Origin of the sequence: Bradyrhizobium sp. ORS 86 (assembly GCF_045571475.1) — a bacterium.
Taxonomy (GTDB): Bacteria; Pseudomonadota; Alphaproteobacteria; order Rhizobiales; family Xanthobacteraceae; genus Bradyrhizobium.
In genome coordinates, this window is record NZ_CP120699.1 from 415,238 (window position 1) to 430,391 (window position 15,154).

Here is a 15,154-nt window from a genome sequence, read left to right on the forward strand (position 1 = left end):
AATATGAACGGCGTCGCTGCGGCGATCAAAACAATCTGCGTGAGAGTTGAAGGCGGCCCGCCGCCTCACCCGCGCGGATGCGCTGAGCGATAGACTTCGAGCAGGCGCTCACTGTCGATGCCGGTGTAGATCTGCGTGGTCGACAGCGAGGCATGGCCGAGCAGTTCCTGGATCGCGCGCAGGTCGCCGCCGCGGCTCAGCAGATGCGTGGCAAACGAATGCCGCAGCGCGTGCGGCGTCGCGCTGTCGGGCAGGCCGAGCGCGCCGCGCAGCCGTTCCATCGTGAGCTGGATGATGCGCGGGCTCAAGGGGCCGCCGCGCGCACCGACGAACATCGGCCCTGTCGGGCTGAGCTGGTGCGGGCAGATCGCCACGTAGTCCGCGACGAGCTGCAGCACGTTCTGCAACACCGGCACCATGCGGGTCTTGTTACCCTTGCCGGTGACGACCAGCACGTCGCCCTCGCCCGGCTTCGGCACGTCGCGGCGCTTCAATCCGAGCGCCTCCGAGATGCGCAGGCCCGAACCATAGAGCAAGGCCATCACGGCGGCGTCACGGACCAGGATCCAGGTCTCGCGGGCTTCGCCGGCCCGCTCGTCGGCGTCGGCGAAACGCTTGGCCGCTTCGATGTGAATCGGCTTCGGCAGGCTTTTGACGATCTTCGGCGCACGAATGGCCGAGAGCGCGCCGACCTTGCCCTTGCCCTCGCGTTCCAGGAAGCGCCCGAACGAGCGCAAACCCGCCAGCGCCCGCATCAGCGACCGCCCGCCGATTTCGTCCGCGCGCCGCATCGCCATGAAGGCGCGGACGTCGCTGGCCTCCAGGGCGGCGAAACCCGCGAGCGTCACCTGGGTGCCCCAATGTCCGGCCAGGAAGGCGAGGCATTGGCGAACATCGCGGGCATAGGCCTCGAGCGTCTTTGGCGATAGCCGTCGCTCGGCGCGCAAATGCGACAGCCAGCGCGTCATTTCCTGCGTGACACTTGCGTCCACGTATTCGAGGTCGAGCGGCTGGGTCGCCGGCTCCGTGCTTGCCTGGTTTGTTTTGGCCATGGCGCTATTGGCGTTGCGATTCCCTTGATTATATCGCACCGGTTTCGTTTACCGTTCGCTAACTGGCCGGGGCGGCACTCGAGCGTTTTCGAGCGAAGTGGATACCGGTTCGCGTGAAGAAAACGCGTCAAAACAAGAATCTAGAGCTTCGGTTCTGATTCAATCAGAACCGAAAATGCTCTAGCCTGCCGCGCCTCAAAGATCGATTCTCGGATGGACCACGCGACGCGCAGCAATACGACTTCCACATCGATGACGCGTGTCGTCGACGTGCTGGTGCCTGTGGCGCTGGACCAGACCTATTCCTACCGGATCCCGCGTGGCATGGAGCTGGCGCCGGGCGATGTCGTCTGCGTTCCGCTGGGGCCGCGCGAGGTCGTCGCGGTGGTGTGGGCCGAGAACGCAAATCCCGATCCGCGGCTGCACAACCGGCTCAAGGACGTCAGCGAGAAGCTGGACCTGCCGCCGCTGAAGGCGGAACTGCGCCAGCTTATCGATTGGGTGTCCAACTATACTCTGTCGGCCCGCGGCATGGTGCTGCGGATGACCCTGCGCATGGGCGAGCATCTCGGGCCCGAACGCACCCGCCTCGGCGTGCGCCTGGTCGGCGAGCCGCCGCGGCGGCTGACGCCGGCGCGCCGGCGGGTGATCGAGGTGCTGTCGGATGGTCTGCTGCATGGCAAGTCGGACGCGGCGCGGGAGGCTGGCGTCAGTTCAGGCGTGATCGACGGGCTGGTCGACGAGGGCACGTTGACGATCGAGGTGCTGCCGCCGCCACAGGCGCCGCCGCCTCCCGATCCATCTTTCGCGCAGCCTGATTTTTCGCGCGAGCAGCGCAGCGCGGTCGATGTGATGCGGACGCTTGCCGCAAGCGGCAGCTTTCACGTCGCGCTGCTCGACGGTGTCACCGGCTCCGGCAAGACCGAGGTCTATTTCGAGGCGATCGCCGAAAACATCCGGCGCGGCAAGCAGTCGCTGATCCTGATGCCCGAAATCGCGCTGACCGGCCAGTTCCTCGCCCGCTTCGCGCAGCGCTTCGGGGTGCGGCCGCTCGAGTGGCATTCCGAACTGACGCCACGCACGCGCGCGCGCAACTGGACAGCGATCTCGGAGGGCAAGGCGCCGGTCGTGGTCGGTGCCCGTTCAGCGCTGTTCCTGCCCTATGCCGATCTTGGTCTCATCGTCGTCGACGAAGAGCACGACCAGGCCTACAAGCAGGACGACGGTGCGCATTATCACGCCCGCGACATGGCGGTGGTGCGGGCGCATATCGCGAGGATCCCGATCGTGCTCGCCTCCGCCACACCGTCGGTCGAGAGTGAGGTCAATGCGCGCAAGGGCCGTTATCAGCGCGTGGCGCTGCCCTCGCGGTTCGGCGGCCAGCACATGCCGCATATCGAGGCGATCGACATGCGGCGCGCGCCGCCGCCGCGTGGCCGCTTCATCTCGCCGCCGCTGGCCGAGCAGATCCGCTACGCGATCGAGCGCCGCGAGCAGGCACTGCTGTTCCTCAATCGCCGTGGCTATGCGCCGCTGACGCTGTGCCGTGCCTGCGGCCATCGCTTTGCCTGCACGATCTGCGACGCCTGGCTGGTCGATCATCGCTTCCGCCAGCGGCTGGTGTGCCACCATTGCGGCTTCTCGATGCCGCGTCCGAACATTTGCCCGCATTGCGCGGCCGAGGAATCGCTGGTCGCTGTCGGTCCCGGCGTCGAGCGGCTGCAGGAGGAGGCGGCGAGCATCTTCCCGGAGGCCCGCACCATGGTGTTGTCCAGCGACCTCATCACCTCGATCGAGACCATGCGCAGCGAGCTGAACGAGATCGCGGAAGGACGCGTCGACATCATCATCGGCACCCAACTGGTCGCCAAGGGGCATAATTTCCCGCGGCTCAATCTGGTCGGCGTGGTCGATGCCGACCTTGGCTTGAGCAACGGCGATCCACGCGCCGCCGAGCGCACGTTTCAGCTTCTGAATCAGGTGGTGGGTCGCGCCGGTCGCGAGCAAGGCCGCGGCGTCGGCTATCTGCAGACGCATCAGCCGGAGCATCCCGTCATCAAGGCCCTGATAGCGAATGACCGCGAGGCGTTCTACGCCAGCGAGATCGAGATCCGGGAACGCACCGGCTATCCGCCGTTCGGCCGGCTGGCGAGCCTGATCATCTCGGCCGGCGATCGTCCCACGGCGGAAGGTTTTGCGCGCAAGCTCGCCGCAGTCGCACCGCTCGACGAGCGAATCCAGGTGCTCGGCCCCGCCGAGGCGCCGCTTGCGGTCATCAAGGGCCGCTATCGCTTCCGTCTGCTGGTGAAGTCGCTGCGCAATGTCGACCTGTCGCACTATCTGCGCGAATGGTTGGCCGCGGGTCCCAAGACCAAGGGCAATCTGAAGCTCGAGATCGATGTCGATCCGCAGAGCTTTTTGTAGTTCGTATGCACGTGACGGTGGACGCAAACAAAAACGCCTGCCGTCATTCGCGACGGCAGGCCATTTTGGCGCGCGAGGCAGGCCTAGCGGCCGGTACGCAACGCAACGCTTACTGAACGCTTACGAGATGACCTCGGCGGTGACGCGGCCGACGCCGGCACCCGTGAGGCCGATGGCGCGAGCTGCGCCGGTGGAGAGGTCGAGCACGCGGCCACGGACGAACGGGCCACGATCATTGATGGTGACGACGACGCTGCGGCCGCCGTGGGTGACGCGGAGCCTTGTGCCGAACGGCAGCGAGCGGTGGGCTGCGGTCATGGCATTCTGGTTGAAACGCTGGCCCGAAGCGGTGCGGCTACCGGATTCATTGCCGTAGAAGGAGGCCATCCCCGAGAACATGTGGCCGCCGGTCGGCTGAGCGATCGATGCGTTGGTGTTGCGCCAAGCAGAGGTTTCGGCGCGGGCGTGGTGATGCTGGTGATAGCGGTGATGATGATGCCTCGACTTCGCGGACGCCTCGGTGACGCTGCCCCCGATCAAGAGCGTAGCGGCGACAAATGCGAGCGCCGTGCGCGACTGGGTTACATTCCCCAGCATCGCCTTCTTCGTATTCAGCATTGATAAGACCCTCAGACAGTATTGCCACGAACGTGGCAAGTGGAACCCCCGTCCCTTCGTTGACCCGGGCCGTTTGGTTTCCCAATGAGGCGCGAATTGGGCAGTAAATCCGGATTATCTCCGGCTGAAATATCTTGTTACCGCTTTGGGCTACTCCATCAGGTTCCGTAATCTTGCGCTTTAACCAATTTTTAAGGTCTGCAATACTTACGAATACTGTTTAACGACCCCGAGGTAAGTTTTCAGTAAGTAATCGCCAAATGGAACCCATGCGGGCGATCGGTTCCTTGCGTTGCCATGCATGGAGCCATGCAGATTTGTGATGGAACTAATCCGGGCTTGGCAATTTCCGAGCAGAGAATTTCCCCGATTCGATCTGCGCGCACGGCGACCTGGCGGCCGTGCGACAAGGCGGCACCAGCCCATGCCGTCATGTTGCACCTGCGCGATTGCTATGTTAGCAAAGCCGCGATTTTAACGGTCCCGGCACGTCCCGTGCCGGTCGAAAATCGAAGTCCCGCTTGAATTCCAAGGGCTTGGATCGCTAGGCGCTGCTTTCGGTGGCGACGGTTTTTCCCTTGCGAGTTTGACAGCAAAAAAGAGCGAGCTCGTGGCTGCTGAAGATCCGTCGGTTTCGGGAGTATCCGGTCGTTATGCAACGGCCTTGTTCGAGTTGGCGCGCGACGAAAAATCCGTCGATGAAGTGAGGGCCGATCTCGACAAGTTCGAAGCTCTGCTGAACGAAAGTGCCGATCTCAAGCGCCTGGTGCGCAGCCCGGTGTTCTCCGCGGACGCGCAATTGAAGGCGCTGACCGCTGTGCTCGACAAGTCGAGTATCTCGGGCACCTCCGCAAAATTCCTGAAAGTGCTCACTGCCAATCGCCGGCTGTTCGCAGTTGCTGATGTGATCCGCGCCTATCGCGCGCTGGTGGCGAAGTACAAGGGCGAGGCGACTGCCGAAGTCACCGTCGCCGAGCAGCTCAGTGACAAGAATCTCGACGCGCTGAAGACCGCACTGAAATCGGTGACGGGCAAGGACGTCGCGCTCAACGTGAAGGTCGATCCCTCCATTATCGGTGGCCTGGTGGTCAAGCTCGGTAGCCGCATGGTGGATGGTTCGCTTCGCACCAAACTCAATTCGATCAAGAACGCGATGAAAGAGGCAGGCTGATGGACATCCGCGCCGCGGAAATTTCCGCGATCCTCAAGGACCAGATCAAGAATTTCGGCCAGGAAGCCGAGGTTACCGAAGTCGGGCAGGTGCTGTCGGTCGGTGACGGTATCGCCCGCGTCTACGGTCTCGACAACGTCCAGGCCGGTGAAATGGTCGAGTTCGAGAACGGCACCCGCGGCATGGCGCTCAATCTCGAAACCGACAACGTCGGTATCGTGATCTTCGGTGCCGACCGCGAGATCAAGGAAGGCCAGACCGTCAAGCGCACCCGCTCCATCGTGGACGCGCCGGTCGGCAAGGGGCTGCTCGGCCGCGTCGTCGACGCGCTGGGCAACCCGATCGATGGCAAGGGACCGATTCAGGCCGCCGAGCGCAAGCGCGTCGACGTCAAGGCGCCCGGCATCATTCCGCGCAAGTCGGTCAACGAGCCGATGGCCACCGGCCTCAAGGCGATCGATGCGCTGATTCCGATCGGCCGCGGCCAGCGCGAGCTGATCATCGGCGACCGCCAGACCGGCAAGACCGCGATCGCGCTCGATACCATCCTGAATCAGAAGCCGCTCAACGCCCAGCCGGATGAGAACCTCAAGCTGTACTGCGTCTATGTCGCGGTCGGCCAGAAGCGTTCGACGGTTGCGCAGTTCGTGAAGGTGCTCGAGGAGCAGGGCGCTCTCGAATACTCGATCGTTGTTGCCGCGACCGCGTCCGATCCGGCGCCGATGCAGTACATCGCGCCGTTCACCGGTTGCACGATGGGCGAATACTTCCGCGACAACGGCATGCATGCCGTGATCATCTATGACGACCTCTCCAAGCAGGCCGTCGCCTACCGCCAGATGTCGCTGCTGCTGCGCCGCCCGCCGGGCCGCGAAGCCTATCCGGGCGACGTGTTCTATCTGCACTCCCGCCTGCTCGAGCGCGCCGCGAAGCTCAACAAGGAGCACGGCTCGGGCTCGCTGACCGCGCTGCCGGTCATCGAAACCCAGGCCAACGACGTGTCGGCCTACATTCCGACCAACGTGATTTCGATCACCGACGGCCAGATCTTCCTGGAAACCGACCTGTTCTTCCAGGGCATCCGTCCTGCGGTGAACGTCGGTCTGTCGGTGTCGCGCGTCGGTTCGTCGGCGCAGACCAAGGCAACCAAGAAGGTCGCCGGCAAGATCAAGGGCGAGCTCGCGCAGTATCGCGAAATGGCGGCCTTCGCGCAGTTCGGCTCCGACCTCGACGCCTCGACGCAGCGCCTGCTCAACCGCGGCTCGCGCCTGACCGAACTCCTGAAGCAGCCGCAGTTCGCGCCGCTGAAGATGGAAGAGCAGGTGTGCGTGATCTGGGCCGGCACCAACGGCTACCTCGATCCGCTGCCGCTCAACAAGGTAAAGGCGTTCGAGGATGGCCTGCTGTCGTTGCTGCGCGGCAAGAATGTCGAGATCCTCAACGCGATCCGCGACAGCCGCGATCTCTCCGACGACACCGCTGCCAAGCTAAAGTCGGTGGTCGAGGGCTTCGCCAAGACGTTTGCATAACAAATGGGGCGTCGCCCGGCTCGCCGCCGGGCGTGACGAACGGAGGCTTGCGATCTGACCCTGGCGGTCGGATCGCCGGGGTGAACGAAGAATGGCGTCACTGAAAGACATGCGGGTCCGCATCGCCTCGACCAAGGCGACGCAGAAGATCACCAAGGCCATGCAGATGGTCGCAGCCTCGAAGCTGCGTCGCGCGCAGAACGCCGCCGAAGCGGCGCGGCCCTATGCCGACAAGATGGACGCGGTGATTTCCAACATTGCCGCCGCGGCCAACGGTTCGCCGGGTGCGCCGACGCTGCTGGCTGGCACCGGCAAGGACCAGGTCCATCTCCTGCTGGTCTGCACCGGCGAGCGTGGCCTCTCGGGTGCGTTCAACTCGTCCATCGTGCGCCTGGCGCGCGAGCGGGCGCAGTCGCTGATCGCGCAGGGCAAAGAGGTCAAGTTCTTCTGTGTCGGCCGCAAGGGCTATGAGCAACTCCGCCGGACCTTCGAGCGACAGATCGTCGAGCATCTCGACCTGCGCTCCGTGCGTCAGCTCGGTTTCGTCAATGCCGAAGACATCGCCACCAAGGTGTTGGCGCGCTTCGACGCTGGTGAATTCGATGTCTGCACGCTGTTCTATTCGCGCTTCAAATCAGTGATCGCGCAGATTCCGACCGGGCAACAGATCATCCCGCTGGAGGTGACTGCGCCCGCAGCCAACGCGGCTCCCAACACGTCCTACGAATACGAGCCGGAGGAGGACGAGATCCTCACCCGACTGCTGCCGCGCAACCTCGCGGTGCAGATCTTCCGCGCACTGCTGGAGAACAACGCCTCGTTCTACGGTGCGCAGATGAGCGCGATGGACAACGCGACGCGCAACGCCGGCGAAATGATCCGCAAGCAAACCCTGATCTACAACCGGACCCGCCAGGCCATGATTACGAAGGAGCTGATTGAAATCATCTCCGGCGCCGAGGCGGTCTAAGGCAGATTTTCGAAGGAGAACAGTCCATGGCTACAGCAGCCAACCAGATCGGTCGCATTACCCAAGTCACGGGTGCCGTGGTCGACGTGCAGTTCGAAGGCCACCTCCCTGCGATTCTCAACTCGCTCGAGACCAAGAACGGCGGCAACCGCCTGGTGCTCGAGGTCGCGCAGCATCTCGGTGAATCGACCGTCCGCACCATCGCGATGGACACCACCGAAGGTCTGGTCCGCGGTCAGGAAGTGACCGACACCGGCGCGCCGATCCGGGTGCCGGTCGGTGAAGGTACGCTCGGCCGCATCATCAACGTCGTCGGCGAGCCGATCGATGAAGCCGGTCCGATCAAGTCCGAGGGCCTGCGCGCCATCCACCAGGAAGCGCCGACCTATACCGATCAGTCGACGGAAGCAGAAATTCTCGTCACCGGCATCAAGGTCGTCGATCTTCTTGCTCCGTACGCGAAGGGCGGCAAGATCGGCCTGTTCGGCGGCGCCGGCGTCGGCAAGACCGTGCTGATTCAGGAGCTGATCAACAACGTCGCGAAGGCGCACGGCGGTTACTCCGTGTTCGCCGGCGTCGGTGAGCGCACCCGTGAAGGCAACGACCTCTATCACGAGTTCATCGAATCGAAGGTCAACGCCGATCCGCACAATCCGGACCCGAGCGTGAAGTCGAAGTGCGCACTGGTGTTCGGCCAGATGAACGAGCCGCCGGGCGCCCGTGCTCGCGTCGGCCTGACCGGTCTGACGGTCGCCGAGCACTTCCGCGACCAGGGTCAGGACGTGCTGTTCTTCGTCGACAACATCTTCCGCTTCACGCAGGCCGGCTCGGAAGTGTCGGCGCTGCTCGGCCGTATTCCGTCCGCGGTGGGTTACCAGCCGACGCTTGCGACCGACATGGGCGCGCTGCAGGAGCGCATCACCACCACCCAGAAGGGCTCGATCACTTCGGTGCAGGCGATCTACGTGCCCGCCGACGACTTGACCGACCCGGCGCCCGCGACCTCCTTCGCGCACTTGGACGCCACCACGGTGCTGTCGCGCGCGATTTCAGAAAAGGGCATTTACCCGGCGGTGGACCCGCTCGACTCGACCTCGCGCATGCTGTCGCCGCTCGTCGTCGGCCAGGAGCACTATGAGACCGCGCGCCTGGTCCAGCAGATCCTGCAGCGCTACAAGTCGCTGCAGGACATCATCGCCATTCTCGGCATGGACGAACTGTCGGAAGAGGACAAGCTGACGGTCGCGCGCGCCCGCAAGGTCGAGCGTTTCCTGTCGCAGCCGTTCCACGTCGCCGAAGTCTTCACCGGTTCGCCGGGCAAGTTCGTCGACCTTGCCGACACCATCAAGGGCTTCCGAGACCTCTGCCAGGGCAAGTATGACCACCTGCCGGAAGCGGCGTTCTACATGGTCGGCACCATCGAAGAAGCCGTCGAGAAGGGCAAGAAGCTGGCGGCTGAGGCCGCCTAAGCTTCATGATGTCGTCATCGCCGGACTTGATCCGGCGATCCATCGAACGAGAACTGTTTTGACTGATGGACCCGCGGGTCGAGCCCGCGGGTGACAGCGCAAAGAACGGAAAGACCATGGCCACCTTCCATTTCGATCTCGTCTCTCCCGAAAAGCTTGCCTTCTCCGGCGAGGTCGATCAGGTTGACGTCCCCGGCGTGGAAGGCGATTTCGGCGTCCTCGCCGGACACGCTCCGGTCGTCGCCGCGGTTCGCCCGGGCATCCTGACCGTCACCACCGCCGGCAAGCGCGAGAAGGTTATCGTGCTTGGCGGTCTCGCCGAGATGTCTGAGAAGGGCCTCACTGTGCTCGCCGACGTCGCGACGGCGATTGCCGATCTTGATCGTGTGAAGTTCGCCGAGACGATCAACGAGATGCAGGAAAAGCTCGCCGAGAAGGAAGGGTCAGAACTCGATCATGCGATCGAGCGTCTCGATCACTTCAAGAGCATCCAGAACGAGCTCAATACGACGGCGATGCATTAGGCCGTCTCCGGCCGCTCATCGCCTTAATATCCGAACCAATTCAGCGCTCGCCAGACCCTTGGCGGGCGCTGTTGTTTGCTGCTCTACATTCTTGGTTTGACGCGTCTTCTTCACGCGAACCGGTATCCACTTCGCTCGAATACGCTCTAACCCGCGAACTCCGCAAAGCGCGCAGCGACGGTCCGATAGACATCGCGGCGAAACGGGACCACGAGGTCGGCGACGCGGTCGAGGCGTTCCCAGCGCCATTGATCGAACTCGGCGGGCTGGCCGTTGCGCGGCGTCAGCGGGTCGATCTCCTCATCGCGCCCGGTGAAGCGGAGCGCGAACCACTTCTGCCGCTGGCCGCGGAATTTCGCCAGCCGATGCGATGCCGGTCCGGCATAGGGTGGGAATTCGTAGGTCATCCAGTCGGTCTCGCCGAGATAGTCGGCGCTGACCGCCCCGGTCTCTTCCCAGAGCTCGCGCATCACGGCCTCGCGCGGATCTTCGCCCGCGTCGATGCCACCCTGCGGCATCTGCCATTCGAGACCGGGCAACACGATCTCCGGACCGTCATCCTTGAACCGGTGGCCGATCAGCACGCGGCCGGCGGCGTTGAACAGCGCGATACCCACGTTAGGGCGATAGGGTTTGCTTGACGACATGCAGACAGACGTGCCGAACCGTTACTTCGCCGCCAGAGCGGCGAATTCCTTCACCACGCGCTCATAGACCGGCCGCTTGAACGGCACGATCAGTTCGGGGAGATTCTTCATCGGCTCCCAGCGCCAGGAGATGAACTCGGCCTTGTGCCCGCCGCCCGGATTGGCAACGTTGATCTCGTTGTCCTTGCCGGTGAAGCGCAGCGCGAACCACTTCTGGCGCTGGCCGCGATAACGGCCCTTCCAGGCGCGGCCCGCAACAGTGCGCGGGATGTCATAGATCAGCCAGTCGGCGACCTCGCCGAGCTTCTCCACGGACCTGACGCTGGTCTCCTCATAGAGCTCGCGCTTGGCGGCCTGAAACGTGTCCTCGCCCGGATCGACGCCGCCTTGCGGCATCTGCCAGACATGAGCCTCGTCGACATGTTCGATGCCGCCGGCCCGGCGTCCGATGAAGACCAGTCCCGCCGCATTCAGCAGCATGATGCCGACGCAGGTTCGATAGGGCAGGTCTTCATAACGTGCCATGCCGCCGATACCTCCCATACCCCCCGGCCGTCCGAACCCGCCCCCCGGCAGGGTCTGAAGCAGCACCAACAGATTGATCTTCAGCTCGATTTTGATTTCAGCATGGCCGTTGTCAATGGCACAAGCATGATGCCCTTGGAGTCCAGCGTCTTGATCCAGGCGCCGAGCCGCTCGATCGAGACCGGCAGGGCCGAGGCGACGCCCACGGCCGCGCCCCGTTCCTTGGCGAGCGTCTCCAGCTTGACCAGCGTGCGGTCGATCTCGGCCAAGGTCGGCACGGCGTCGATGCTGAAATCCGCCTTGGCAAACGGAACACCCTGGCTCGTGGCCAGCGCCTGGGCGACGCTGCGCGGCGTGGAACCATCGTCGAAATAACCGAGGCCGCGCTTGGCCGCCTCGCGCATGATCGGCTGCATCACCGGGTCGGTCGCCACGAAACGTGCGCCCATGAAATTGGCGATTCCGGCATAGCCCTGCAGGCGGCTCAGGTGCCAGTAGAAGCGATCAAGGTTCTGCTCTCCGTTGAGTGTGGTCAGCAGGGTTTGCGGTCCGGGATCGTTGTCAGGGTAGTCGAACGGTTCCATCGGGATCTGGAGCAGGATCTCGTGGCGCTGCGTGCGGGCGCGTTCGGCAAGCCTGCCGGGATCGGCCCCATAGGGCGTGAAGGCGAGTGTCACGGCCGGCGGCAGCTTCATGATGGCTTCGACCGTCTTCGCGGCACCGACGCCAAGGCCCGCGACCACGATGGCCACGACCGGCATTGTGGCGGCCTTGGCGCGGTCGGCGTCGGCTGCATAAACCGTGAAGGGCTTCAGGCCGTCGGCGACCACCGGGATCATGCCGTAGCGGGATTTTTCCAGCAGGCGCGGATCGCCGCCGGTCATTGCCGGGGCCGCCGCGTCGCCATTGGCCGCGCTCGTCGAATCGCTGCCGCCGATCACCACGTCCTGGCGCTTGCCGCTGGAGCCATCGATGATCGTAATCGTTTTGACGTCGCCGGCGGCGGTCGGCGTTTTCGGCGTGGATTTGGCCGCGGGCTCGGCGGCCGGGCTGGCCGTCGAGTGCTTTTCATCCGCCGCCGGCGGGGCCTTGCGCAGAGCAATATGGGCGATGGGCTCGCCGCCAAGAGGATTGTCGTTGAACAGTGCAATGCCGACGAAGCCAACCAGCACGATCCCCAGCAGCGCGGCAAGCGCCTGCATCGCCGTGAACGGCAGGCGAAACCGGCGCGTTTTGCTCACGGTGTCCTGCCCAAGCGGCGTGCTCAGTTCGTCGGCCGCCTCTGCCATGGCCCCCCCGAATCAACAGCGCGAACGATAGCACGATGCCGTGCATTCCCGCGCACCGCGCCTCCCCGTCAAAGCACGGGGTGAGCACCGGACGGTCGAGGTCGCAAAAACAAAAAGGCGACCCGAGGGTCGCCTTTTCGCCGAGACGATCGCTTGATCGAATCAGTTCGCGGCTTTGCCGGCCGGCTTGTCGACCGCGGCCTTGTCGCCCGACGCGGGTGCCGCCGGCGTCGCGCTCGAGGTCGACTTGATGCCGTGCAAGAGGTCATCGGCCATCTTCAGTGCCTTGTCGTCCTTGGCGTCCGGCGGCACGTAGGATTGCGAGCCAGTCTTCTCGTCGCCATCGTTGGTCTTCAAGTGCCCGCGCAGCGAAGCCTCGCCCTTGGTGTCGGTGCGGGCCTTGAGCTCGTCCGGCACGTCCTGCAGCACCTCGATATCCGGCACGATGCCCTTGGCCTGGATCGACTTGCCCGACGGCGTGTAATAGCGCGCGGTGGTCAGGCGCAGCGCGCCGTTGCCCGAACCCAGCGGGATGATGGTCTGCACCGAGCCCTTGCCGAACGAGCGCGTGCCGACCAGCGTCGCACGCTTGTGGTCCTGCAGCGCGCCGGCGACGATCTCGGAGGCCGACGCCGAGCCGCCGTTGATCAGCACGATGACCGGCTTGCCCTTGGTCAGGTCGCCCGGATGGGCGGTGCGCCGCTGGGTTTCCTCGGCGTTGCGGCCGCGGGTCGAGACGATCTCGCCGCGCTCCAGGAACGAGTCCGACACCGTGACCGCTTCTTCAAGCAGGCCGCCGGGATTGTTTCTGAGGTCGATGATGTAGCCCTTCAGCTTGTCGCCGATCTGGCCCTGCAGATTGGCGATCTCCTTCTTCAGGCCCTCGGTGGTCTGCTCGTTGAAGGTTGTGATGCGGATATAGGCGATGTCGTCGGCCTCGACCCGTGCGCGCACCGAACGGACGCGGATGTTGTCGCGCACCAGCGTGACGTCGATCGGATTGTCCTGGCCTTTGCGGATGATCCTGAGTTTGATCTTGGTGTTGACCGGACCGCGCATCTTCTCGACGGCCTGGTTGAGCGTCAGGCCCTGCACGGCTTCGTCATCGAGCGTGGTGATGATGTCGTTGGCCATGATGCCGGCCTTCGACGCCGGGGTGTCATCGATCGGCGAGACGACCTTGATCAGCCCGTCTTCCATCGTGACTTCGATGCCGAGCCCGCCGAACTCGCCGCGGGTCTGCACCTGCATGTCGCGGAAGCTCTTGGCGTCCATGTAGCTGGAATGCGGATCGAGGCCGGACAGCATGCCCGAAATGGCGGATTCGATCAGCTTGCTGTCGTCGGGCTTCTCGACATAGTCGCTGCGCACGCGCTCGAACACGTCGCCGAACAGGTTGAGCTGGCGGTAGGTGTCAGACGTCGCGGCGCGCGCGCTCGATCCCATCAGCACAGCGCGGGGCTGCGTGACGAAAAGCGTCAGTGCCGCGCCGGTGGCGGCGCTGAGGAGAATTACAGAAGTCTTGCGCATCATCCGCGAACCTTTTCGCCTTCATTTGCGGCCCACCATGGACCTGGATCGATTGGAGTGCCGTCTTTCCGGAACTCGACATAGAGCACTGGCTGGCTCGCATTGGTCGCGAGAATGGATGCGACTTGGGATGTCGACCCCATGGTCGCTACCGGCTCCCCCGTAAGTACAAACTGGCCGATGTTAACCGAAATGTGCTCCATCCCGGCGATCAGGACATGATACCCGCCCCCGGCGTTGAGGATCAAGAGTTGTCCGTAGCTGCGGAAAGGACCCGCATAAACGACCCAGCCGTCACACGGGGTTGTGACCTGCGCACCGGCCTTGGTCGCCAAAGAAATGCCTTTTTGTACGCCACCCGCGCCGTCGGAACCGCCAAAATCGCGAATCTTGCTGCCGTTCACGGGATATGAGAACAGGCCCTTGGCCGAGGCGAAGGCGACTGCCGGGCTCATCCGGGCCGGGTTCTTGAAGGCGTCCAGATTCGGCTTGCCGTTGACGGTTGCCGGCGCACCCTGGAGATTGGCCGTGGCGGCGGCCTTGGCCGCGCTCTTCAGATCTTGCTCCATCTTGGCGATCAGGCTCTGCAGGTCGCCGACCTGCTTCGACAGCGCGATAGCGCGGGTGCCTTCAGCCTCCATGTCCTTCTCGGCAGCGGCCTGCTGCCGCTGCCGCTCGTCGACCAGCGCCGTGAGACGGGTCTGGTCCTCCTTGAGCTTGTCGCGATCGCGTGCCAGCGCGTCGCGCTCGGTCGAGATGGTTTTGCGCAGCGCGACCAGCTCGCCGAGGTCGCTCGCAAGCTTCTCGGCGCGGCCGCGTAGCTCCGGCACCACCGCTCCGAGCAGCATCGCGGTGCGCAGCGATTGCAGCGCATCCTCGGGCCGCACCAGAAGCGCCGGCGGCGTCCGTCTCCCGGCACGCTGGAGCGCGGCGAGCACTTCGATGATCTCGGCGCGGCGCGAATCGAGCGAGGCGCGGATGTCGCGCTCGCGGCCGTCGAGCGGCTGCAGGCGCGTCTCGGCGTCCGCGATCCGCGTCTCGACGCTTCGCACCTGGCCGGCGATGTCGATCAGTTGCTGGTTGAGCTTGCTGCGGTCCTGGCCGATCGCCGCGATGTCGGCCTTCAGCTTCTCCTGCAGTTCGGTCGCCTTGCGCTGCTGCTCGCGCGCGGCCTCAAGCTCCTGTTCGCGCTGCTTGATGGCGTCGGGCGATGCCGTCGTCACCGCCGCCTGTTGCTCGGGCGGCGCGGCTTGCGCATGCGCCGGCGGGGTCGCGGCGAGCATGGCGATCGACAGAGACAATGCTGTGGGCAGCCATCCGCGACGCGCGGCGCGCAAATACGAAACTATGTCCCGCCTGTGGTGCATCCCAGTTTTGTTCAGCGCTGTCGACTGTCCGTTACGGCA

13 protein-coding genes are annotated in these 15,154 nt (G+C 64.4%); 6 read left to right on the forward strand and 7 right to left on the reverse strand.

The window, feature by feature from the left end:
• Nucleotides 1–65: 65 nt before the first annotated feature.
• A complete protein-coding gene (locus P6U25_RS01950; RefSeq protein ID WP_407149765.1) occupies nt 66–1,052 on the reverse strand; it encodes a tyrosine recombinase XerC in 987 nt (328 codons plus the stop codon).
• Nucleotides 1,053–1,265: 213 nt separating this feature from the next.
• Between P6U25_RS01950 and P6U25_RS01955 the strand changes: the two genes are divergently transcribed.
• Nucleotides 1,266–3,476 (forward strand): primosomal protein N', encoded by a 2,211-nt coding sequence (locus tag P6U25_RS01955; RefSeq protein WP_407149766.1) that lies wholly within the window; start codon nt 1,266–1,268, stop codon nt 3,474–3,476.
• 120 nt (nt 3,477–3,596) lie between these two features.
• On the opposite strand, the gene P6U25_RS01960 is transcribed toward P6U25_RS01955, so the two are convergent.
• Nucleotides 3,597–4,094, reverse strand: a complete 498-nt coding sequence (locus P6U25_RS01960) for a septal ring lytic transglycosylase RlpA family protein (RefSeq protein ID WP_407149767.1) — start codon at nt 4,092–4,094, stop codon at nt 3,597–3,599.
• Between the two features lie 610 nt (nt 4,095–4,704).
• Between P6U25_RS01960 and P6U25_RS01965 the strand changes: the two genes are divergently transcribed.
• The 5 genes from P6U25_RS01965 to P6U25_RS01985 all read left to right on the forward strand — a co-directional run bounded on the left by P6U25_RS01965 (nt 4,705) and on the right by P6U25_RS01985 (nt 9,757).
• Nucleotides 4,705–5,265: a F0F1 ATP synthase subunit delta gene (locus tag P6U25_RS01965; protein WP_407149768.1), complete on the forward strand. Its 561-nt coding sequence runs from the start codon at nt 4,705–4,707 to the stop codon at nt 5,263–5,265.
• The gene (atpA, locus tag P6U25_RS01970; protein ID WP_407149769.1) at nt 5,265–6,794 is read left to right on the forward strand and encodes a F0F1 ATP synthase subunit alpha; all 1,530 of its coding nucleotides are present in this window, start codon (nt 5,265–5,267) and stop codon (nt 6,792–6,794) included. Before P6U25_RS01965 ends, atpA begins: the two co-directional genes overlap by 1 nt.
• Nucleotides 6,795–6,885: 91 nt before the next feature.
• A complete protein-coding gene (locus P6U25_RS01975) occupies nt 6,886–7,764 on the forward strand; it encodes a F0F1 ATP synthase subunit gamma (protein WP_407149770.1) in 879 nt (292 codons plus the stop codon).
• Between the two features lie 26 nt (nt 7,765–7,790).
• Nucleotides 7,791–9,233 carry a F0F1 ATP synthase subunit beta gene (atpD, locus tag P6U25_RS01980; RefSeq protein ID WP_407149771.1) on the forward strand — a complete coding sequence of 481 codons (1,443 nt, stop codon included), beginning with the start codon at nt 7,791–7,793 and terminating at the stop codon, nt 9,231–9,233.
• A 116-nt stretch (nt 9,234–9,349) separates the two neighbouring features.
• Nucleotides 9,350–9,757 carry a F0F1 ATP synthase subunit epsilon gene (locus P6U25_RS01985; protein WP_407149772.1) on the forward strand — a complete coding sequence of 136 codons (408 nt, stop codon included), beginning with the start codon at nt 9,350–9,352 and terminating at the stop codon, nt 9,755–9,757.
• A 146-nt stretch (nt 9,758–9,903) separates the two neighbouring features.
• On the opposite strand, the gene P6U25_RS01990 is transcribed toward P6U25_RS01985, so the two are convergent.
• The 5 genes from P6U25_RS01990 to P6U25_RS02010 all read right to left on the reverse strand — a co-directional run bounded on the left by P6U25_RS01990 (nt 9,904) and on the right by P6U25_RS02010 (nt 15,031).
• The gene (locus P6U25_RS01990; protein WP_407149773.1) at nt 9,904–10,404 is read right to left on the reverse strand and encodes an RNA pyrophosphohydrolase; all 501 of its coding nucleotides are present in this window, start codon (nt 10,402–10,404) and stop codon (nt 9,904–9,906) included.
• A gap of 21 nt (nt 10,405–10,425) precedes the next feature.
• Nucleotides 10,426–10,929, reverse strand: a complete 504-nt coding sequence (locus P6U25_RS01995; protein WP_407149774.1) for an RNA pyrophosphohydrolase — start codon at nt 10,927–10,929, stop codon at nt 10,426–10,428.
• A gap of 80 nt (nt 10,930–11,009) precedes the next feature.
• A complete protein-coding gene (locus P6U25_RS02000; protein ID WP_407149775.1) occupies nt 11,010–12,218 on the reverse strand; it encodes a divergent polysaccharide deacetylase family protein in 1,209 nt (402 codons plus the stop codon).
• Nucleotides 12,219–12,380: 162 nt separating this feature from the next.
• Nucleotides 12,381–13,751, reverse strand: a complete 1,371-nt coding sequence (locus P6U25_RS02005; RefSeq protein WP_407149776.1) for a S41 family peptidase — start codon at nt 13,749–13,751, stop codon at nt 12,381–12,383.
• Entirely contained in the window at nt 13,748–15,031 is a 1,284-nt protein-coding gene (locus tag P6U25_RS02010; protein WP_407149777.1) for a murein hydrolase activator EnvC family protein, read from the reverse strand. The genes P6U25_RS02005 and P6U25_RS02010 overlap by 4 nt, the downstream gene beginning before the upstream one ends.
• Between the last annotated feature and the right edge of the window lie 123 nt (nt 15,032–15,154).